The sequence below is a fragment of the [Brevibacterium] flavum genome (assembly GCF_019317305.1).
Taxonomy (GTDB): domain Bacteria; phylum Actinomycetota; class Actinomycetes; order Mycobacteriales; family Mycobacteriaceae; genus Corynebacterium; species Corynebacterium glutamicum.
Genome location: NZ_CP079240.1, coordinates 2,243,117 through 2,264,476, shown reverse-complemented (window position 1 = coordinate 2,264,476; position 21,360 = coordinate 2,243,117). Strand labels below are relative to the sequence as shown.

At 52.4% G+C, this 21,360-nt stretch carries 16 protein-coding genes, 1 pseudogene and 1 riboswitch; of the genes and pseudogenes, 14 read left to right on the top strand and 3 right to left on the bottom strand.

Translation table 11 applies throughout. The features are described from left to right. Positions 1 to 32: 32 nt before the first annotated feature. A complete protein-coding gene (gene asnB / locus KW808_RS10925; protein WP_003859651.1) occupies positions 33 to 1,955 on the bottom strand; it encodes an asparagine synthase (glutamine-hydrolyzing) in 1,923 nt (640 codons plus the stop codon). A 518-nt stretch (positions 1,956 to 2,473) separates the two neighbouring features. Between asnB and ctaC the strand changes: the two genes are divergently transcribed. From ctaC to KW808_RS10860, 13 genes are all read left to right on the top strand, one after another. Next, a complete protein-coding gene (ctaC, locus tag KW808_RS10920) occupies positions 2,474 to 3,553 on the top strand; it encodes an aa3-type cytochrome oxidase subunit II (protein ID WP_499652082.1) in 1,080 nt (359 codons plus the stop codon). Between the two features lie 17 nt (positions 3,554 to 3,570). Further along, complete coding sequence (gene ctaF / locus KW808_RS10915) at positions 3,571 to 4,002, top strand: aa3-type cytochrome oxidase subunit IV (RefSeq protein WP_003859655.1); 432 nt, start codon at positions 3,571 to 3,573, stop codon at positions 4,000 to 4,002. Between the two features lie 582 nt (positions 4,003 to 4,584). Continuing rightward, complete coding sequence (gene ctaE, locus KW808_RS10910) at positions 4,585 to 5,202, top strand: aa3-type cytochrome oxidase subunit III (RefSeq protein WP_011014948.1); 618 nt, start codon at positions 4,585 to 4,587, stop codon at positions 5,200 to 5,202. Between the two features lie 71 nt (positions 5,203 to 5,273). Next, a complete protein-coding gene (qcrC, locus tag KW808_RS10905) occupies positions 5,274 to 6,164 on the top strand; it encodes a cytochrome bc1 complex diheme cytochrome c subunit (protein WP_170844375.1) in 891 nt (296 codons plus the stop codon). Next, entirely contained in the window at positions 6,161 to 7,387 is a 1,227-nt protein-coding gene (gene qcrA, locus KW808_RS10900; protein ID WP_003859663.1) for a cytochrome bc1 complex Rieske iron-sulfur subunit, read from the top strand. Before qcrC ends, qcrA begins: the two co-directional genes overlap by 4 nt. After that, entirely contained in the window at positions 7,384 to 9,003 is a 1,620-nt protein-coding gene (qcrB, locus tag KW808_RS10895; protein WP_499652078.1) for a cytochrome bc1 complex cytochrome b subunit, read from the top strand. Before qcrA ends, qcrB begins: the two co-directional genes overlap by 4 nt. Positions 9,004 to 9,674: 671 nt before the next feature. Then, positions 9,675 to 9,863: riboswitch (cyclic di-AMP (ydaO/yuaA leader) on the top strand. A 12-nt stretch (positions 9,864 to 9,875) separates the two neighbouring features. Next, complete coding sequence (locus KW808_RS10890) at positions 9,876 to 10,511, top strand: C40 family peptidase (protein WP_003859666.1); 636 nt, start codon at positions 9,876 to 9,878, stop codon at positions 10,509 to 10,511. A gap of 144 nt (positions 10,512 to 10,655) precedes the next feature. After that, positions 10,656 to 11,675, top strand: coding sequence for a C40 family peptidase (locus KW808_RS10885; protein ID WP_003859668.1), 1,020 nt, complete (start codon positions 10,656 to 10,658; stop codon positions 11,673 to 11,675). A 25-nt stretch (positions 11,676 to 11,700) separates the two neighbouring features. Continuing rightward, a complete protein-coding gene (gene pimB, locus KW808_RS10880; protein WP_003859670.1) occupies positions 11,701 to 12,846 on the top strand; it encodes a GDP-mannose-dependent monoacylated alpha-(1-6)-phosphatidylinositol monomannoside mannosyltransferase in 1,146 nt (381 codons plus the stop codon). Positions 12,847 to 12,925: 79 nt separating this feature from the next. Beyond that, positions 12,926 to 13,897, top strand: coding sequence for an ROK family glucokinase (locus KW808_RS10875; protein ID WP_003859672.1), 972 nt, complete (start codon positions 12,926 to 12,928; stop codon positions 13,895 to 13,897). 166 nt (positions 13,898 to 14,063) lie between these two features. Beyond that, on the top strand, positions 14,064 to 14,801 hold the full coding sequence (locus KW808_RS10870) for a lysophospholipid acyltransferase family protein (protein WP_003859674.1): 738 nt from the start codon (positions 14,064 to 14,066) through the stop codon (positions 14,799 to 14,801). Between the two features lie 187 nt (positions 14,802 to 14,988). After that, positions 14,989 to 16,242, top strand: a complete 1,254-nt coding sequence (locus KW808_RS10865; protein WP_003859675.1) for an acyltransferase family protein — start codon at positions 14,989 to 14,991, stop codon at positions 16,240 to 16,242. A 140-nt stretch (positions 16,243 to 16,382) separates the two neighbouring features. Further along, positions 16,383 to 16,562, top strand: a complete 180-nt coding sequence (locus KW808_RS10860) for a hypothetical protein (protein WP_003859677.1) — start codon at positions 16,383 to 16,385, stop codon at positions 16,560 to 16,562. A gap of 101 nt (positions 16,563 to 16,663) precedes the next feature. Here KW808_RS10860 and mytF read toward each other — a convergent pair. Both mytF and mptC read right to left on the bottom strand, forming a co-directional pair. After that, positions 16,664 to 18,115: pseudogene (mytF, locus tag KW808_RS10855) on the bottom strand (mycoloyltransferase MytF). Positions 18,116 to 18,219: 104 nt separating this feature from the next. Further along, entirely contained in the window at positions 18,220 to 20,658 is a 2,439-nt protein-coding gene (mptC, locus tag KW808_RS10850; RefSeq protein WP_003860335.1) for an alpha-(1-2)-mannopyranosyltransferase MptC, read from the bottom strand. Positions 20,659 to 20,798: 140 nt separating this feature from the next. Here mptC and KW808_RS10845 point away from each other — a divergent pair, with 140 nt between their 5' ends. Continuing rightward, complete coding sequence (locus tag KW808_RS10845) at positions 20,799 to 21,305, top strand: polyadenylate-specific 3'-exoribonuclease AS (RefSeq protein ID WP_003856583.1); 507 nt, start codon at positions 20,799 to 20,801, stop codon at positions 21,303 to 21,305. Positions 21,306 to 21,360 lie beyond the last annotated feature (55 nt).

Below are 21,360 nucleotides of genomic sequence, written 5' to 3'. Positions count from 1 at the left end.
CCTTGAGAAGGAGGGGGTTTAGGCTTTAAGACTTAAAGCTCGACTGGGTAGGAGCGGTCCTCAATCTGTGGATCAATGCGGTTTTCCACAAAAATGCCGTGCCACACCATAAATGACAGAACAGTCCACAGTCGACGGGAATGATCTGACACGCCATCGCGGTGCTCGTTCAGCATATCCAGCACAGCCTGCTTGTTGAAGATATCTTCAGTACCGGATTCCTTGATGGCGTCCTGCGCCCAACCGAACAGCTCATCGCCGGCAAGCCAGTGGCGCATGGGAACAGGGAAGCCCAGCTTCTTGCGGTGCAAAACGTGAGGCGGAACAATCTGCTCGAGTGCCCTGCGCAGCGCGTACTTGGTGGTACCGTTGGCAATCTTCAGATCGTAAGGAATGGTCTCTGCAACCTTGAAAACTTCTTTATCCAAGAATGGAACTCGCAGCTCAAGGGAGTTCGCCATGTTGATCTTGTCAGCCTTGACCAGGATGTCGCCGCGCATCCAGGTGAACAGATCCAGGTGTTGCATGCGGGCTACTGGATCAAAGTTGCGGGACTGTGCGTAGATCGGCGCAGTGACTTCGCGGTGGTCCCATTCGCGCTTTGCCCATGGAATAACGCGTTGCATCTGCTCGAAATTGAAGGAGCGAGCGTTGCCGTAGTAGCGCTCTTCCATGGTCATGGAGCCACGCTCAAGAAGGGACTTGCCCTTCATGCCGTCTGGCAGAACCTTGCTGAGCTTTCCCAGGCCTTTACGTAGTGGGGAAGGGATCTTCTCAAATGGAGCAAGCGATAGCGGCTCCTTGTAAATGGTGTATCCACCGAACAGCTCATCTGCGCCCTCGCCAGACAGCACAACCTTGACGTGCTTACGTGCTTCCGCTGCCACGAAGTACAGCGGGACCAATGATGGGTCAGCTACAGGATCATCCAAGTACCACATGATCTTAGGAATCGCGTTGGCGTATTCCTCAGGCGAGACAATCTTCACGATGTGCTCAGTGCCAATCGCAGCGGCGGACTCCGCAGCCACATCGACCTCCGAGTAGCCTTCACGCTCGAAACCGGTGGTGAAGGTGAGCAGGTCAGGGTTGTGGCGCTTTGCAAGCGCCGCAATTGCGGTTGAATCAATGCCGCCGGAAAGGAACGAGCCTACGGTCACGTCGGCACGCATATGCTTTTCGACGCTATCCTCCAACACCTGGGCAATGCGATCGAAGAGGTCCTGCTCCTTACCCTTTACGACCTTCTGTACTGGGAACTGAGGCTTGAAGTAACGCTTCTGTTCCAGCTTGCCGCCCGGACGAACTGTTGCGGTGCAGCCTGACTCCAAGCGGGAAATCTGCGCGTGAAGGGTATCTGGCTCGGGCACGTACTGCAAGTCCACGTAGTGCTCAATGGTGCGCTTATCAAGGCCCAGATCTAGATTCATCTCCTCGGCCATCTCCAAGATGGTCTTCTTCTCTGAGGAGAACACGGTGCCATGCTCGGTGGTTGCGTAGAACAGTGGCTTGATGCCGAACTGATCACGCGCAAGGAAAAGCGACTTTTCCTTTGTATCCCAAATGGCAATGCCGAACATTCCGCGGAGATGCTCGACCACGGACTCGCCCCAGTGGTGGAAACCGACAACAATTGGCTCGCCATCGCCAGAAGTATTAAAGGTATATCCCAAATCCGAGAGCTCTTTACGCAGCTCAACGTAGTTGTAGATCTCACCGTTGAAAGTCATTGCGTAGCGGTCGGGTTCATCCGTAGGTCCCCAACGCAGTGGTTGGTGGGAGTGTGCAATATCAATGATGGAGAGGCGGTTGAATCCAAACGCTGCATCGGCGTCATGCCAAGTGCCGGCATCGTCAGGACCACGGTGGCGCATGCATGGCAAGGCCCGCTCGAGTGCAGGAACGAATGCTTCAGCGTTCCCATTTGCAGTCAATATGCCAAGAAGGCCGCACATGAATGAAAAATCCTCCTGAAATAAAAGGCGCCTTAAATCGCAAAGAAACTTTGTTGGAAGAAATAAGACGCTGCATTTGTTAAATCTCGTGTCAACGATACGGCGAAGTTACATCTGAGGTGAAAAGGGCACGCCAAAATTGACGAAAGCTCCCTCAAACAACGTGCATCAGCTGACTATTGCAGCATTCTCAAAGGTTCCTGAAAACCAGATTGATTTCCTAATACATGCACCTTGTAGGAACGTAGGGGGTAAGGGTGGGGGAATTTCAAGGGCAATCAAAAGGTTGATGGTCTGTGACGTGGCATACACCAATTGCCTAGACTTTAGGTATTCCACCTGAGGATTCGGACATATCGTTGCAGTTGAAAGACATTTGACGCCCCTAAAAACGAAACCCACGAAGATATTTCCACCAAACACAAGATATGGAATCGGCTGGCAAATAGGCTATTCTGCGAAGATAGAAATGACCGTAAGGTCTTTGGTTTTTGTGTGGACAGGAAGGCAGAACACACGTGGAACAGCAAAATAAGCGTGGTTTAAAGCGCAAGGCCCTGCTTGGCGGTGTCTTGGGCTTAGGTGGCCTCGCCATCGCAGGCTGTGAAGTCGCCCCTCCTGGCGGTGTGCTTGGAGATTTCCTACGTATGGGTTGGCCTGATGGCATTACCCCTGAAGCAGTGGCCATGGGTAACTTCTGGTCATGGGTCTGGGTTGCTGCCTGGATCATCGGCATCATCATGTGGGGTCTATTCCTCACCGCCATCTTTGCCTGGGGCGCAAAGAGGGCTGAAAAGCGCGGCGAGGGTGAATTCCCTAAGCAGCTCCAGTACAACGTTCCACTTGAGCTCGTTCTGACGATCGTTCCGATCATCATTGTTATGGTGCTGTTCTTCTTCACCGTTCAAACTCAGGACAAGGTCACCGCTCTGGATAAGAACCCAGAGGTTACCGTGGACGTCACCGCTTACCAGTGGAACTGGAAGTTCGGATACTCCGAAATTGATGGCTCACTGGCACCTGGTGGACAGGATTACCAAGGAAGCGACCCGGAGCGTCAGGCAGCTGCCGAGGCTTCCAAGAAGGATCCTTCTGGAGACAACCCAATTCACGGCAACTCAAAGTCTGACGTTTCTTACCTTGAGCTCAACCGAATTGAAACCCTCGGAACCACTGATGAAATCCCAGTGATGGTTCTTCCTGTGAACACCCCAATCGAGTTCAACCTCGCATCTGCTGACGTTGCACACTCCTTCTGGGTTCCAGAGTTCCTCTTCAAGCGAGATGCTTACGCACACCCTGAGGCAAACAAGTCCCAGCGTGTCTTCCAGATTGAAGAGATCACTGAGGAAGGCGCATTCGTTGGTCGCTGTGCAGAAATGTGCGGTACTTACCACGCAATGATGAACTTCGAGCTTCGTGTCGTCGATCGCGATTCCTTCGCTGAGTACATCAGCTTCCGCGACTCCAACCCAGACGCAACCAACGCTCAGGCACTTGAGCACATTGGTCAAGCTCCTTACGCTACTTCCACTAGCCCATTCGTTTCCTATCGCACCGCAACCCGCGACGGCGAAAACACTCAGAGCAACGCTTAAGAAGGAGTGGCGAAAAAATGAAGTCTTCAGCAAAACTCATGTACGGCCTGACAGTATTCATGGCCGCGATGGCTGTCATCTACATCTTCGCAACAATGCACGTTAGTGATGGCGGCAACATTCAAGGTGTTGAGTGGGTCGGTTCTGTGGCCCTGGTCCTGTCAGCAGGTCTGACGCTTATGCTCGGTGTCTACCTTCACTTCACTGAAGTCCGCGTAGACGTTCTTCCAGAGGACTGGGAAGAGGCTGAGGTTGCCGACAAGGCAGGAACCCTCGGGTTCTTCAGCCCAAGCTCCATTTGGCCGGCAGCTATGTCCGGTGCGGTTGGATTCCTTGGATTCGGCGTTGTGTACTTCCACTACTGGATGATCGCAGTTGGTCTGATGCTCCTGCTCTTCACGATCACCAAGCTCAACCTTCAGTACGGCGTGCCAAAAGAAAAGCACTAGTACTAAAACCACATATGCTCAACCCTATTGGCTGTCCGATAGGGTTGAGCATTTTGTCGTTTTCACAGGCTTTTCCAACTTTGATCACCGTGACGAAACTGTCCAACAGGGCAGACCGAGGCGCTGTGAAATACGAAAATCGGCAAAATAGAAAAAGTTCCCGCAAAATCGAGAAAAGTTTCTGAAAGCGGAAAAAGTGGGGGAGTGGGCGGACATGAATCGCATTAAGCTGCAAAAACGCCTTTTATTCGGGTTCAACCAAAAGTTGTATGTGGGGCTCCAATGGGGTGAAAAACTCTGTGACGTGTCTCTCAGGCAAAAACCTGCGGAAACCACTTTGGGCACACTCTGTGAGTTCTTCAAAATGGGACGAGTGTGATTTGGGACAGATTGGAACTGCCTGTGAACCCTTTAACCTGCAATTATGTAACTGTCGTAAAAGGGCTATGAAGAGTTCCCGGAAGGTCGATTGAAAAGTTTGCGAATTGGGGGAAAATTCGCATCAAAAGCCGAGTTCAAACTTTCAATTGAAACGGGGGGCTTGAAGTGACTTTGGCCAACCAAACAGCCATACTAGATAGCGTGACGAGCGCAGTTGGAAATACAGGTATGGCAGCACCACAACGTGTTGCGGCACTGAACCGTCCGAATATGGTCAGTGTCGGCACCATTGTGTTCCTGTCTCAGGAATTAATGTTCTTCGCCGGGCTATTCGCGATGTACTTCGTGTCCCGTGCGAACGGACTGGCAAATGGATCATGGGGAGAGCAGACAGATCACCTCAACGTGCCCTACGCACTGTTGATTACGGTCATTCTGGTGTCTTCCTCAGTGACTTGCCAGTTCGGAGTTTTTGCGGCTGAAAGGGGTGACGTTTACGGCCTCCGCAAGTGGTTCTTGGTCACGATTATCCTCGGATCAATCTTCGTGATCGGACAGGGCTACGAGTACATCACTCTCGTAGGTCACGGACTTACAATCCAGAGCAGTGTCTACGGATCGGCATTCTTTATTACAACCGGTTTCCACGCATTGCACGTGATCGCGGGTGTTATGGCCTTCGTTGTGGTTCTTATGAGAATCCATAAGTCGAAGTTCACTCCGGCACAGGCAACCGCAGCAATGGTTGTGTCTTATTACTGGCACTTCGTTGACGTGGTCTGGATCGGCCTCTTCATCACTATTTACTTCATTCAGTAGGCAGTAAGGAATCCTCAACGTTGTTGAGGTTCCCTATGCCCTTCACTTCCACAGTCGAGATTCAAAGGGAAATGATGGAAACCAACCCGCAGACCCCAGAGGAAAATAGCATGGCTAAACCCTCTGCTAAGAAGGTCAAGAATCGCCGCAAGGTCCGGCGCACCGTCGCAGGTGCATTGGCTCTGACCATTGGACTGAGCGGAGCAGGAATCCTCGCAACCGCGATCACTCCAGATGCTCAAGTTGCTACCGCTCAGCGTGACGATCAGGCACTTATCTCCGAGGGTAAAGACCTCTACGCTGTCGCCTGCATCACCTGTCACGGCGTAAACCTCCAAGGTGTTGAGGACCGCGGTCCTTCCCTCGTAGGTGTTGGCGAAGGCGCAGTGTACTTCCAAGTTCACTCCGGCCGTATGCCAATGCTGCGTAACGAGGCTCAGGCTGAGCGCAAGGCTCCTCGTTACACCGAGGCACAGACCCTTGCGATCGCTGCATATGTTGCAGCTAATGGCGGTGGCCCAGGACTCGTTTACAACGAGGACGGCACCCTGGCCATGGAGGAGCTCCGTGGCGAAAACTACGACGGACAGATTACCTCCGCCGACGTCGCTCGCGGCGGAGATCTGTTCCGCCTGAACTGTGCATCCTGCCACAACTTCACTGGTCGTGGTGGCGCACTGTCCTCTGGTAAGTACGCACCAAACCTGGATGCTGCAAACGAGCAGGAAATCTACCAGGCTATGCTTACCGGTCCTCAGAACATGCCTAAGTTCTCCGATCGTCAGCTCTCCGCAGATGAGAAGAAGGACATCATCGCCTTCATCAAGTCCACCAAGGAGACTCCATCACCTGGTGGTTACTCACTCGGTAGCTTGGGCCCAGTGGCTGAGGGTCTGTTCATGTGGGTATTCGGCATCTTGGTCCTCGTGGCCGCCGCTATGTGGATTGGATCACGTTCATGAGTAACAACAACGACAAGCAGTACACAACCCAAGAACTCAACGCGATGAGCAATGAGGATCTTGCACGACTTGGTACAGAGCTGGACGACGTTACCATTGCATACCGCAAGGAACGTTTCCCAATCCCTAATGACCCAGCTGAGAAGCGCGCTGCACGTTCAGTTACTTTCTGGCTAGTCCTCGGCATCATTGGTGGACTTGGATTCCTGGCTACCTACATTTTCTGGCCTTGGGAGTACAAGGCACACGGAGATGAAGGTCTCCTGGCGTACACCTTGTACACCCCAATGCTGGGTATTACTTCCGGTCTTTGCATCCTGTCCCTGGGATTTGCAGTTGTCCTTTATGTCAAGAAGTTCATTCCAGAGGAAATCGCAGTACAGCGTCGCCACGACGGTCCTTCTGAAGAAGTTGACCGCCGCACCATCGTTGCACTTCTCAATGACTCTTGGCAGACCTCTACTCTTGGTCGTCGCAAGCTGATCATGGGACTTGCAGGTGGCGGAGCAGTACTGGCCGGCCTGACCATCATCGCTCCAATGGGCGGTATGATCAAGAATCCTTGGAAGCCTAAGGAAGGCCCAATGGACGTTCAGGGTGACGGCACCCTATGGACTTCCGGTTGGACACTCATTGAGAACGACGTCAAGGTTTACCTCGGCCGTGACACTGCAGCAATTGCGGAGTCACACACCGATGCAACCGGTGAGCACTGGTCAACCACTGGTGTTTCCCGCCTGGTTCGTATGCGCCCAGAAGATCTGGCAGCAGCATCCATGGAAACTGTCTTCCCACTTCCAGCTGAAATGGTGAACGACGGTGCTGAATACGATCCTGCGAAGGACGTCTACGAGCACCAAATGCACTCGGTGCACGGCCCACGTAACGCAGTTATGTTGATCCGTCTCCGTACCGCTGACGCTGAAAAGGTCATCGAACGCGAAGGCCAGGAGTCCTTCCACTACGGTGACTACTACGCTTACTCCAAGATTTGTACACACATTGGTTGCCCAACCTCACTGTACGAGGCTCAGACAAACCGTATTCTGTGCCCATGTCACCAGTCGCAGTTCGACGCATTGCACTACGGAAAGCCAGTCTTCGGACCTGCTGCCCGTGCACTGCCACAGCTGCCAATTACCGTTGATGAAGAGGGCTACCTCATCGCCGCTGGTAACTTCATTGAGCCACTCGGCCCTGCATTCTGGGAGCGTAAGTCATGAGTCTAGCTACCGTGGGAAACAATCTTGATTCCCGTTACACCATGGCGTCGGGTATCCGTCGCCAGATCAACAAGGTCTTCCCAACTCACTGGTCCTTCATGCTCGGCGAGATTGCGCTTTACAGCTTCATCGTCTTGCTGCTGACTGGTGTCTACCTGACCCTGTTCTTCGACCCATCAATCACTAAGGTCATTTATGACGGTGGCTACCTCCCACTGAACGGTGTGGAGATGTCCCGTGCATACGCAACTGCGTTGGATATTTCCTTCGAAGTTCGCGGTGGTCTGTTCATCCGCCAGATGCACCACTGGGCAGCCCTGCTGTTCGTTGTGTCCATGCTGGTTCACATGCTCCGTATTTTCTTCACCGGTGCGTTCCGTCGCCCACGTGAAGCAAACTGGATCATCGGTGTTGTGCTGATCATCCTGGGTATGGCTGAAGGCTTCATGGGTTACTCCCTGCCTGATGACCTGCTCTCTGGTGTTGGTCTTCGAATCATGTCCGCCATCATCGTTGGTCTTCCGATCATCGGTACCTGGATGCACTGGCTGATCTTCGGTGGAGACTTCCCATCCGATCTGATGCTGGACCGCTTCTACATCGCACACGTTCTAATCATCCCAGCTATCCTGCTTGGCTTGATCGCAGCTCACCTGGCACTTGTTTGGTACCAGAAGCACACCCAGTTCCCAGGCGCTGGCCGCACTGAGAACAACGTGATCGGTATCCGAATCATGCCTCTGTTCGCAGTTAAGGCTGTTGCTTTCGGCCTCATCGTCTTCGGCTTCTTCGCACTGCTTGCTGGTGTCACCACCATTAACGCAATTTGGAATCTTGGACCGTACAACCCTTCACAGGTGTCTGCTGGTTCCCAGCCTGACGTTTACATGCTGTGGACAGATGGTGCTGCTCGTGTCATGCCGGCATGGGAGCTCTACCTCGGTAACTACACCATCCCAGCAGTCTTCTGGGTTGCTGTGATGCTGGGTATCCTCGTGGTTCTGCTTGTGACTTACCCATTCATTGAGCGTAAGTTCACCGGCGACGATGCACACCACAACTTGCTGCAGCGTCCTCGCGATGTTCCAGTCCGCACCTCACTCGGTGTCATGGCGCTTGTCTTCTACATCCTGCTTACCGTTTCTGGTGGTAACGATGTTTACGCAATGCAGTTCCATGTTTCACTGAACGCGATGACCTGGATCGGTCGTATCGGCCTCATCGTTGGACCAGCTATTGCATACTTCATCACTTACCGACTGTGCATCGGCTTGCAGCGCTCTGACCGCGAGGTCCTGGAGCACGGCATCGAGACCGGTATCATCAAGCAGATGCCAAATGGTGCCTTCATTGAAGTTCACCAGCCACTTGGCCCAGTTGATGACCATGGTCACCCAATCCCACTGCCATACGCTGGCGCTGCGGTTCCAAAGCAGATGAACCAGCTTGGTTACGCTGAGGTTGAAACCCGCGGTGGATTCTTCGGACCTGATCCAGAAGACATCAGTGCGAAGGCTAAGGAAATTGAGCACGCAAACCACATTGAGGAAGCGAACACTCTTCGTGCACTCAACGAGGCAAACATTGAGCGTGACAAGAATGAGGGCAAGAACTAGTTTCTAGGACTTCATCTCTGAAACTCCCCGCTGTAGGGACCTGAATCGAAAGGTCTCCGCATCGGGGAGTTTTTCTCTATTCAGACGAGGCTGAAGATAAGGGAGAGGGCTCTTTAACACACGAGGAGTGGCGTAGAGCCTGTAGTTGCCTTATATGTAGCTTGTGGTGGCGTGAAGCAACGTGCAGGCGCGTGGAAAGCGTGGAGTTTTCTTCTCCTTATATATAAGGAGTGTTCTTCGTCGTGAGCATTACGCCCTAGGTCGCCTAGGGTCAGTGTCAACTTCGCCCAAATTCCGCTCAAAATCCAGCTCGGTGTGGCTTAAGAATTGTTGTCATAACTCCAAATCTCAAAGCATAAGCCGTCAATGGTGATTAATGTCACATGGTAAGATCATTGCTGAAACTGGTGCCGATTTTTCGGCTCTGTGAAAACGATTTGACTACTGGAAGTTTCCTGAAATTGCAGGTCATCTAGCCTTCTAAGGGTTCTAGGGGAGAACCCTTAGTGGTTGGGGTCTGAGTGGAGGACTTGCGTCTCGGTCAAATTAATCCGCGATAACGGTTCGATAACAACCAATTTTTTCGCTTGGGCTAGACAAGTGTTGTTGCGGTTTCGTAACCTTATTGAGACATTGCGGGACGGACACCGAATTTCCGCCAGCATTACAGAAACAAATAGACGCTTAATCGCAAGCATAGTTTAGAGAAATTCTTTAAATCGTGCGGCGAGCCGGGGAACCAAACGTGTTCCTGGGGTGAGTTTCCCACAAGGGTTCTCTCGCAGAGAGAGAAGGAGTGGGGATAGGGGCCTTCCGCTCCGAACCCGACAGCTAACTCGGTCAGCAAACAGGAAGAATTTGGAGATTCATCAATGGGTAAGCACCGTCGCAACAATTCAAACGCAACTCGCAAGGCTGTAGCAGCATCTGCAGTTGCGCTTGGAGCAACCGCAGCTATCGCCTCCCCAGCACAGGCAGCTGAGGTTGTTGTTCCTGGCACCGGAATCAGCGTTGACATCGCTGGCATCGAGACCACTCCAGGTCTTAACAACGTTCCAGGAATCGATCAGTGGATCCCTTCCCTTAGCAGCCAGGCAGCTCCTACTGCTTACGCAGCCGTCATTGATGCACCTGCAGCAGAGGCACAGGCTGCACCTGCAGCAAGCACCGGTCAGGCAATCGTTGATGCAGCGCGCACCAAGATTGGTTCCCCATACGGTTGGGGTGCTACCGGTCCTAACGCTTTCGACTGCTCCGGCCTTACCTCATGGGCATACAGCCAGGTTGGCAAGTCCATCCCACGTACCTCCCAGGCTCAGGCTTCACAGGGCACCCCTGTTGCTTACTCTGACCTTCAGGCTGGCGACATCGTTGCCTTCTACTCCGGCGCTACTCACGTTGGTATCTACTCCGGCCACGGCACCGTTATCCACGCACTGAACAGCAGCACCCCTCTGTCTGAGGACTCCTTGGATTACATGCCATTCCACTCTGCAGTTCGTTTCTAATCTGCATAAAGTCTTAAGCTTTTGAAGCAAGCCGCACTCCTTGAAAAAGTTGAGAGCGGCTTGCTTCTTTTCCTTGGCTAGGCTTTTGTAATCGGGTTAGAGTAGTGGAGTTGCTTGAATGAGGTTGATAGGGGATTTTTGAAGATGTTTGGTCGCCGTTGGGTGAGCGTTGTGGCGTCATGTGTTATCGCAAGCACGCTGATTCTGGTGCCTTCGCATTCCAGTGCGGAGGAAGTCGATCAACTGATTGCTGATATTGAGCATGTCTCTCAGGAAACGTCTGCCCAGAATGAGGCAGTCAAACAGCTTGAGATTGATATTGAGGCTCGTGAGGTCACGATCAAGGAAGTTCAGGAGCAGTCGGTAAGCTACCGTGAGGCGGCTGATCAAGCATCGGAGAATGTCGAAACTTATCGTTCGGAGATCAATCGGATCGCTCAGGCGAAGTATCGTGGCACAGTCACGGATCCTTTGAGCATTGCGGTGTCTGCAGAAGATCCACAAAACGTGATTGATCGGATGAGCTACCTTTCAACGTTGGCTAAGTCCATTAGTGATGTGGTTGAATCCCTCAACGCGGAGACTGAGAAGTCCGCAGAAGCTGTGTATCAAGCAAACCGTACTAAGGCGGAAGCGGAGTTCCAGTTGGGGCAGCTGAAGGTACGCCAGGCGGAGCTTGAATCTGAAAAGGAAGCATTGGATGGTCGAAAATCAGAGATCCGAGACCGGGTGGATGCCCTGACGCCACAGGAGCGGGAAATGTGGGTTGCTAAGAACGGTCCATTGGACATTGATCTGACTGATTTGCTTGGTCTTTCCGCTGCGACTTCGGGTGCGGTGGATGCTGCCTTGTCTAAGTTGGGAAGCCCTTATGGTTGGGGTGCCATTGGCCCAAATGAGTTTGATTGCTCAGGTTTGATCTATTGGGCGTATCAGCAGATGGGTAAGACTTTGCCACGTACGTCTCAAGCTCAGATGGCTGGCGGAACGCCGGTGAGCAGAGATGAGCTGCAGCCTGGCGATGTCATTGGATATTACCCAGGTGCTACTCACGTGGGACTGTATATTGGGGACGGAAAGATTGTGCACGCCTCAGACTACGGAATCCCTGTGCAGGTGGTATCTGTTGATTCAGCACCGTTTTATGGTGCGCGTCGCTACTAAGAAATAGTTCGTCAGGAGAATCTTTGTGTCTGCATCCCGAAAAACTCTCGTTGTGACCAATGATTTTCCTCCACGGATCGGCGGAATCCAAAGCTATTTGAGGGATTTCATCGCTACTCAAGATCCTGAGTCGATCGTGGTGTTTGCGTCGACTCAAAACGCTGAGGAAGCGCATGCCTACGACAAGACTTTGGACTATGAGGTCATTAGGTGGCCTCGTTCGGTGATGCTGCCCACCCCAACAACGGCACACGCTATGGCGGAGATCATTCGTGAGCGAGAGATCGATAATGTGTGGTTCGGTGCTGCGGCTCCGTTGGCGTTGATGGCAGGCACAGCGAAGCAGGCAGGTGCGAGCAAGGTTATTGCCTCCACTCATGGGCATGAGGTGGGGTGGTCAATGCTTCCTGGATCGAGACAATCGTTGCGCAAAATCGGCACTGAGGTGGACGTGCTGACTTATATCTCGCAGTACACGCTGCGCAGATTCAAAAGTGCTTTTGGATCGCACCCGACTTTTGAACATTTGCCTTCCGGCGTGGACGTTAAGAGATTCACTCCGGCCACGCCAGAGGACAAAAGCGCAACAAGGAAAAAGCTAGGATTCACGGACACCACCCCGGTTATTGCCTGTATCTCGCGTTTAGTGCCGAGGAAAGGCCAGGACTCGCTGATCAAGGCGATGCCACAGGTGATTGCGGCGCGCCCGGATGCGCAGTTGCTCATTGTGGGCAGTGGGCGATACGAGTCGACTTTGCGGCGCCTTGCCACCGACGTGAGCCAGAACGTGAAATTCCTTGGACGCCTTGAATATCAGGACATGATTAACACGCTTGCCGCCGCAGATATTTTCGCGATGCCAGCGCGCACCCGCGGTGGCGGGCTCGATGTTGAGGGCTTGGGCATTGTCTATCTCGAGGCACAAGCCTGCGGAGTGCCGGTGATAGCCGGCACCTCTGGCGGCGCGCCAGAGACGGTGACTCCGGCAACTGGCCTGGTTGTGGAGGGGTCGGACGTCGATAAGCTGTCTGAGCTTTTAATTGAGCTTCTCGACGATCCGATCCGCCGCGCCGCGATGGGCGCTGCAGGTAGGGCGCATGTGGAGGCCGAATGGTCGTGGGAAATTATGGGGGAGAGGTTGACCGATATTTTGCAGAGTGAACCACGATGATGGTTGGACAGCTGTTGATAGCTATACTTTGAAAGATTAAATTCACCTAAATCCTGTGTAGAACGCGAGGGGCACTCTTATGCCACAAAAACCGGCCAGTTTCGCGGTGGGCTTTGACATCGGCGGCACCAACATGCGAGCCGGGCTTGTCGACGAATCCGGGCGCATCGTGACCAGTTTGTCGGCGCCGTCGCCGCGCACGACGCAGGCAATGGAACAGGGGATTTTTGATCTAGTCGAACAGCTCAAGGCCGAATACCCGGTTGGTGCTGTGGGACTTGCCGTCGCGGGATTTTTGGATCCTGAGTGCGAGGTTGTTCGATTTGCCCCGCACCTTCCTTGGCGCGATGAGCCAGTGCGTGAAAAGTTGGAAAACCTTTTGGGCCTGCCTGTTCGTTTGGAACATGATGCCAACTCAGCAGCGTGGGGTGAGCATCGTTTTGGTGCAGCTCAAGGCGCTGACAACTGGGTTTTGTTGGCACTCGGTACTGGAATTGGTGCAGCGCTGATTGAAAAAGGTGAAATTTACCGTGGTGCATATGGCACGGCACCAGAATTTGGTCATTTGCGTGTTGTTCGTGGCGGACGCGCATGTGCGTGTGGCAAAGAAGGCTGCCTGGAGCGTTACTGTTCCGGCACTGCCTTGGTTTACACTGCGCGTGAATTGGCTTCGCATGGCTCATTCCGCAACAGCGAGCTGTTTGACAAGATCAAAGCCGATCCGAATTCCATCAATGGAAAAACGATCACTGCGGCAGCGCGCCAAGAAGACCCACTCGCTCTCGCCGTTCTGGAAGATTTCAGCGAGTGGCTGGGCGAAACTTTGGCGATCATTGCTGATGTCCTTGACCCCGGCATGATCATCATTGGTGGCGGACTGTCCAATGCTGCCGACCTTTATTTGGATCGCTCGGTCAACCACTATTCCACCCGCATCGTCGGCGCAGGATATCGCCCTTTGGCACGCGTTGCCACAGCTCAGTTGGGTGCGGATGCTGGCATGATCGGTGTCGCTGATCTGGCTCGACGCTCTGTAGTGGAAGCCAACTAGGTGTTTTTCGGTGGGCTACGATGACGCATGTCCACCAAAAGAGCCACCCCTTAAAGAAACTAAAAAGTGGTTTTGGTAGCTTCGCAGCAAAATACACATCGTGGGTAACGTATTCTTAGAAGTTCCTACAGCAGTAAAGCGCGAAGAAGGGGTAAACCCAAACATCATGAAAAACAACTGGTATCGGCTTTTCAAGTATGTGCTGATTGGCCCGTTTTTGCGTGTGTACAACCGCCCGGAGATCGAAGGCAAAGAAAACATCCCTGCAGAAGGTGCCGCGATCATGGCGTCCAACCACGAAGCAGTGATGGATTCCTTTTATTTTCCCCTGCTGTGCCCACGGCAGCTGACCTTCCCAGCGAAGGCCGAATACTTCACATCACCAGGTATTAAAGGCAAGATGCAGAAGTGGTTTTTTACTTCTGTGGGGCAAGTACCCCTGGACCGCACCGCAGATAATGCCATGGATTCTTTGATGAATACCGCCAAAATGGTGCTGGATCGGGGAGACCTCTTCGGTATTTACCCTGAAGGATCTCGTTCGCCCGATGGTCGCATCTACAAGGGCAAAACCGGAATGGCCTATGTTGCGATGGAAACTGGTACGCCAGTTATCCCCGTTGCCATGATTGGCAGCCGGGACGCGAACCCTATCGGAAGTTGGTTTCCGAAACCCGCAAAAGTCAGGATCAAGGTAGCAAGCCCAATTGATCCCCTCGCATTCGTCAAAGAACATGGACTGAAGCCTGGAACCTACGAAGCAGCGCGCAAGCTGACAGATCACGTTATGTTCATTCTTGCTGATCTCACTGGTCAGCCGTATGTTGATGCGTACTCTAAAGATGTGAAAAACGCTCTGGAGGAAGGAAAAGGATACCCGGAGGGCACAGCTCCTTCACAGTAATCGGGTCTTTTCTGTTAAAAACCTTGGGGTTTTTGTGTGAGTCTTTTCGTATTCGGGTGGCAGAACGGTATGGTTGTACCGGTTAGGCTTCAAGATTTAACTAATTGTTAATCTTTTTGGCATACATCGAGTCGGACGGTTGCGCTGCGAAATGAGCGCATCGTCTTTTTAGGAGTTGTCCGCCACCGTGAAAACTGGAAACTTAAACCCAGCCCCACAGCAGGTGACGGCTCCCCAGAACAAGGCTCGTATGGATTGGCCAGACATCGCCAAGGGAATATCCATCCTAGGTGTCGTGTTACTACACGTGTCGTTGGCAATTCCAGGTGGCCAGGACACCATGATGTCCCACCTGAACGCACTGCTTGATCCACTTCGGATGCCATTATTTTTTATGGTGAGTGGATTTTTTGCAGTTAAAGTTCTGAATCAAAGCTTTGGTGAACTTTTCCGCGGGCGACTGTGGTTCTACCTGGTTCCATATTTGCTGTGGACTCCAGTGAATCTTTATCTACACCGCCTCGAGGGCACAGTTTTTACCGGTAGAGCACCGGGAACATGGGAATGGTACAGCGGCTCGATGCTCGGGGCCACCAATATGTACTGGTTCCTCTACTTCTTGGTTATCTTCAACCTATTTTTATGGGCAACCAGAAAACTCCCAGCTTGGGCAATTGTGGCGTTGGTGGCCTCACTGTGGCTACTTATGCCGGCTTATAGCGAGATTGAGATTCTACGCAAGTCCATTATTTACTTGCCTACATTCCTCATTGGCGCTTACTTCCGCCCACTGATTTCGCGTTTTGCAGAAGCCGCAACAAGGCCAAAAGCAATAGTGTTTGCAGCGGTCCTTTATGTCTCGGGACTTGCTTTGGGCGTGATCTCAAATGGGCTGCGCGACAGCGAAAACCATGGCGCAACCGTGCTGTGGCTGATGAACCTCCGCGATACTTTTGCTCATGCACTCGGCGGCAACCTCACTGGATTCGATATGGATCACCTTCCTGCAATGATCATTCGGATTGTTTCCCTGCCTGCAGGAATTGTGTTGTGCGTATGGCTTGGCCGAATAAAGCCAGTAGGGGAGTTTTTGAAACTTATTGGTAGGCACACCCTTCCCATCTACATTGGGCATGCAACAGGACTATCGCTGATTTTTGGTTTCGGCTTGCGCTGGAATTTCATGGAGATTGATAACTTCTCTGACAGTTTGTGGCACCACACCAATACGTGGATGGTCATCGCGTTTGCCTGCGCGATGCTCGGCGGGTACCTGACCTATCTGATCTCGCGCGTTCCAGTGCTGGGATGGACTCTTGTTCCCCCTAAACTGCCAGAACCAGATAAAACTCCAGCTAAAGCACAAGCTGATTCTCACGTTAAAGCTCAGTCTGCGAAGCCTATGAATGCTTCTACCTCTTCTAAGACGTACGGTATATAACTGAAGCCTAACCTGTGTGATTCTGCTTGTCAGCCTTCTAACCTACAAGCCTTTTGCTTTCGAGCGTGGAATCATCCAGAGCATTAGAGAACCGCTGCCTTTTGAAGAATTAGTTACACAGTAAAGGATCTATTTTCCCCGTGAATAAGTTCATGCGTATCCGACTTCTCATTGTTGCAATCCTGATTGTGCTTTATGTGATTGTTGCAGCGTTGGACTTATCGCGGGAGATCGTCGCACCGTTCATCATCGTTGATGTCGCGGCCGCTGTGTTTGTCCCGTGGGGTTCAAAAAAGAAGCAGTCTGCTGACAAAGAATAGGCCTTCTGCACGCTGCTGAAATCTTGAAAGCTGGGAAAAGTCAAAACCTCTGACACATTTGATGTCAGAGGTTTTCTCATTGGAATCTTGCGCAGCCCTAGCTATTCGTAGAAGCTTCCTGTTGATTGGCTTGATCCGGAACTTCCTGCAAGGAACTCTCGGACGCTGCTTCCGTCACTTGATCCGGAGCTTCCCGCTACGCTGCCGATCACGGTGCCAAGACTCACATCAGACGACAGCTCAGAAGAAGACTCACTAGAGGACACACCGTTAGGGTTATAAACCGGGATGGGACCACCATCAAGCCCGAAGCCCTGCATCATCAACGGGAAGAAACGGTGCAGTGCCTCATTCCAATAGTCCCAAGCATGAGTACCTGTTGGTCGGAAATCGTAGTTGATGTTGTCAATGCCCATTTGATCGGTCGCAGCCTTAAGATTATGGGTGCAGGTGTTGGACATAGCTTCGATTTCAAACCCAACCAGAACGCGGTTTTTGAACGCATCCTCATCAATCGGTGCGTTGTCACCAATGACATCTAGTTCAGAGAACACTCCGGAACCGGCGAAGATGTAGAGGTTGTCTTGTTCTTCCAGCTTCGCAGCGTTGAGCAAAGGATCGTTGTAGCGGGAGTAATCACTGTCTACTTCACCAAAGATTTGCTCAGGGACGACATTGCCGTTGTAGGCGGTGGCTGCGATACCACGGCGCCCCATCCAGGAGTTGGTTTCGGCACATCCAGAAAATGAGCCGACAGAGGAATAAAAGTTGGGGTCATGCGTCGCAAAGTTCAGCACCGATCCCCCGGACATGGACATGCCGACGATGCTGCGTTGCCCGTTTGCGCCGATGGCCGCTTCTAGCGGCTCGGGTAGTTCGTGCATGAGGAATGTTTCCCACTGTTGCGCACCACCCATGGATTCGCTTTCGCCTGCCCAGTCAGCGTAGAAACTAAAAGATCCGAGCATGGGCATGATGAGGTTGATGTTGTTGTCGCTGGTTAATTCCTCAAGGTCGGTGCGGGTGACCCAGTTTTGGCCGCCTTAGCCACCGTCGCCGCCGCCGAGTGCGTAGACCGTTGGGCCAGGCACGGTGTTGTCTTCTGGCACGACCCAGACTAGAGGAATGGTGCGTCCCATTGATGGCGAGTACGCGTTGATTTGGCGGATGCGATCACCGTCAACGCCGACGAATCGCTCAAGGCGCGCAAGAACTTCTGGCTCCATGTCGATGGTTGCTTTGGGTAGGTCGTCTTTGCCGAGGGGGTAGCGCGGATCGGTGTACTGCGGGAGTGCGGAGGTCACGACGCCAGATGAGGCGGTGGCATCTGATGAGCCCCAGCTGGTTAGTTTGCTTCCGAAGTAGGGAAGATTGGATAACCCTTCGGGACGATCCTTGATGTCGTCGATCGGGTTGTAGTTCATGTTTGGATCCATGCCGTAGTCAAATGCAGAGTCTTGAGCTGCTGCGATGCCGGTGCCTGTCAGTACAGTTCCGAATCCGATTGAACTAGCAACCGCTACCGAGAGGACGCGGGAAATTCCTTTACGCACTGTTAACTCTTCCTTTAAATGCATAGTTTTAAACAGGCACTTTAACGGATTCGAACGTGTTTGGAACTTATCCCATCCGCTATGAGGCTGTCGGACTGTAAAGCTTACTTGGTGTTTTCCGCGCTTGACTTGTCGACCTGCACGAGCTGACTTGTTTTAGGTGTGGTTGCAGCACAGGCAATAAATGCTCCGAGGATTATAGCTGCCGGTGCTACCGCCATTGGTTCAACGAGTAAATACCATCCAAAGTGGGCGACGTACCCTTCTGGTGCTGGATCATTAAGTGGGAATACCGTGGAGTAGGACAGGTGTTGCGGAGTCCATGAGCCTAGGTAGATAAATCCGATGAGGTAGGAAATTGCCACGCGTCCTTGACGAAGCAGCACTGCGATCAGTGGAAGAAGTAGCACGAGGTGGTGGAGTTCCACTATGGGGAGCACCAAGGTTGGTAGTGCGATGCTCAGTGCAGCGGAGAGGTCCTTGAATCCATGTGACCAGGTGCGGTGGATTGCCCAGGCACCAAGTCCTAGGGCGACGATGAACCATACGAACATCATGACTGGGGATTCGCTGACCCACCTGGCAAGGAAAGCATAGAAGGACAAATTGTCCCGACCATCGCGCCCGCTGAACCATTGACGCAGCAGGTTGAGGTTGAAGGCGTCTGGATTGAGCAGAATTCCTAAGATCCACAGCACAGCTGCGGTGACAATGGTTGTGATTGTTGCTGCATAACGTCGGCGAATGAGGAATCCGATAACAATCAGAATTGGCCATCCAAACAGGGCTGCTGCAAGTCCTGTGAGCAGCCCGCGGCGGCCAATCTCTCTGACACTCAACACATCAACAGTGATCAATGCGAGTGCAACGAGAGTCAGCGAACCAAACTGCAAGGCATCCTGCACTGAGAACATCATCAGCGCAACAGCCACGGTGCTGAGATAAATCAGCCAGGAGCTCTTCTTCCCAGCAAAACGCTGAAGGAGGAACCACAGGGTAATAGCCAATGCGATGGCGTTGAGGGCGCCGATTATCCAGAGGGAAACAAGCTGGTTGGAGGAAGCCGCGAATTCAAAAATAAGCTCGCCGAAGTCAGTGAGACCGCGACCTTCCATAGTCTGCAGTGGGTACTGAATGAGCGCTTCGTTTTGATTGTTCCCCTTAAACCAAATATTGGCAAAGAGGTAGAAAATGGCAATCGCTAAAACAACAAGCAACGCAGGGGAGGACTTCTTCTCTGCCTGGCCTGAAACAGCTTTATTGCCACTGCCCAAAACTGTTGGATTCACAATCGCGACGATCAAAATAGCGATGACCACTACTACATACGCGTTGCCCGACGGCTGCAGAATCAATGGCCAAAATGGGTAAGACTCTGAATCGTATGGCATGTTCCAAAATGTTGTGATGAACATCGGAATCGTGGTCAGAAGCGCCAAGACTCCAGCCGTCGCGGCAATTCCTGGAGCAGTCCGACGCTGGTTCCACGCACTTGCCCCCAAACCAATAGCGATTGGAATCAGCCATACCCAGTGGTGAGACCATGAAACAGGGGAGCACAGCAGAGCAATCAACGAGTTGAGCATGACGGCGCCGTACGGGTTGCCGGCGCGTACCACGCGCCACATGGCGACGGCGACAGCGGCAAGGCACAAGACAACTGCCACAAGCCAAAGCTTTTCGACGAGATCCTGCTGTTCATGCATCATTCGGCTGAGCGTTCCACGCACAGATTGGTTAGCAATATAAGACAGGTTGCCGATGCGAGAAGGGTCGTTGAGTGTTTCAGTCCAGTAAATCTTGGAACTTGAAGGTGAGAGGATAAATGCCAAGGCGGAAAAACCTACGCCAGAAGCAATTGCTACTCCAGCGCCCTTCCAGTCCTTCTTCACTAGGAAGTAAAGGCCAAAGACTGCGGGGGTCAGCTTGATGGATGCCGCCAAACCAATCCAAAAACCACGTGGCAACCAGGGCTTTTTGGTGAAGGTATCCATGAGAACCAGCGCCATCAAAATGATGTTGACCTGGCCAAACTGCAGGGTCTGGAATACAGGTTCCGTGGACAATGCCATAGGCAGAATCAAATAGGACACAAACCTGGAATCAGCATCCGTGAGACCCTTGAGCACTCGGCGCAAGACGATAGCTACGCTCCACCACAGCAACACCGTGGAAATAAGCGTTAATGCTATTCCGGCTACACTGCTTGCAAGGATTGCAAGTGGAACAAACAGCGCAGCAGAAATCGGTGGGTACGTGAAGGGAAGTTGAATGCTACCAACTTGGTAGTCCTGGGTATACAGATTCTCGCCATGCAAGAATGCATTAGCACCGGCGCGGTACACGTCAGTATCAATATGGAAGAAGAAAACAAAAGACTCGATGGCCCGAACATTGAAAATTGAAGGCCATAAAGTCAAGAGTAGAGCGATGGTAGAAAGCACTAACAGTGCTTTTCTCAGCGTCTGATTTGTAGCCATATCGCGCCATTGGAATTGACTGAGATTTCCCTCAGTGCCATCCACAAGTTTGTCACCGTGCATGAAAAATAGTGTATCCGTATCCAGCGGTTTTTAAGGAACTGAGCTGTGCACCTTGTGACCTTTTGTGACATGGCTCAATGCTTTACGGCTACGATGAACAACAAACCGACGTTTTCGACGCTGTGAAGGACTAATTGCTAGTGCGTTATTTTTACGATACTGAGTTCATTGAAGATGGGCGCACGATCGAATTGGTCTCTATTGGAATCGTCGCAGAAGACGGTCGCGAGTATTACGCAGTTAGCACACAGTTTGATTCCTCCAAGGCGAACGCTTGGGTGCGCGCCAACGTGTTGGACAAATTGCCTAATCCTTCCTCCAAAGTGTGGAAATCTGCAGACACTATAAAGCGCGAAGTTTATGAGTTTCTCACCTCCACCGGACCAACCCCTGAACTGTGGGCCTGGGTGGGCGCATATGACCACGTGTTGTTGGCACAAATGTGGGGCGATATGGCGGGGCTTCCTCGGGAGATCCCTCGTTTTACCCGCGAGCTTCGCCAGTATTGGGACATGGCTGGCCGCCCAACGCTGCCAGAGCTGCCGAACGGCAACCACGATGCGTTGATTGATGCGCGTCATAATTTAGCCAAGTTCAAAGTGTGCATGGCAGCGCTGCCTTTGGGTAAAAGGGATCGCGTCTCTTAGTCGATCTGCTCCCATTCCATAGGTTGGGAGAAAACTTAACAGTTATTCCATTCCT

Bases quoted from the DNA above. Each gene is read 5' to 3' on its own strand.
- asnB (WP_003859651.1), bottom strand. From the start codon at position 1,955: ATGTGCGGCCTTCTTGGCATATTGACTGCAAATGGGAACGCTGAAGCA.
- ctaF (WP_003859655.1), top strand. From the start codon at position 3,571: ATGAAGTCTTCAGCAAAACTCATGTACGGCCTGACAGTATTCATGGCC.
- qcrC (WP_170844375.1), top strand. From the start codon at position 5,274: ATGATGGAAACCAACCCGCAGACCCCAGAGGAAAATAGCATGGCTAAA.
- qcrA (WP_003859663.1), top strand. From the start codon at position 6,161: ATGAGTAACAACAACGACAAGCAGTACACAACCCAAGAACTCAACGCG.
- qcrB (WP_499652078.1), top strand. From the start codon at position 7,384: ATGAGTCTAGCTACCGTGGGAAACAATCTTGATTCCCGTTACACCATG.
- KW808_RS10890 (WP_003859666.1), top strand. From the start codon at position 9,876: ATGGGTAAGCACCGTCGCAACAATTCAAACGCAACTCGCAAGGCTGTA.
- KW808_RS10885 (WP_003859668.1), top strand. From the start codon at position 10,656: ATGTTTGGTCGCCGTTGGGTGAGCGTTGTGGCGTCATGTGTTATCGCA.
- KW808_RS10875 (WP_003859672.1), top strand. From the start codon at position 12,926: ATGCCACAAAAACCGGCCAGTTTCGCGGTGGGCTTTGACATCGGCGGC.
- KW808_RS10870 (WP_003859674.1), top strand. From the start codon at position 14,064: ATGAAAAACAACTGGTATCGGCTTTTCAAGTATGTGCTGATTGGCCCG.
- mptC (WP_003860335.1), bottom strand. From the start codon at position 20,658: ATGCACGGTGACAAACTTGTGGATGGCACTGAGGGAAATCTCAGTCAA.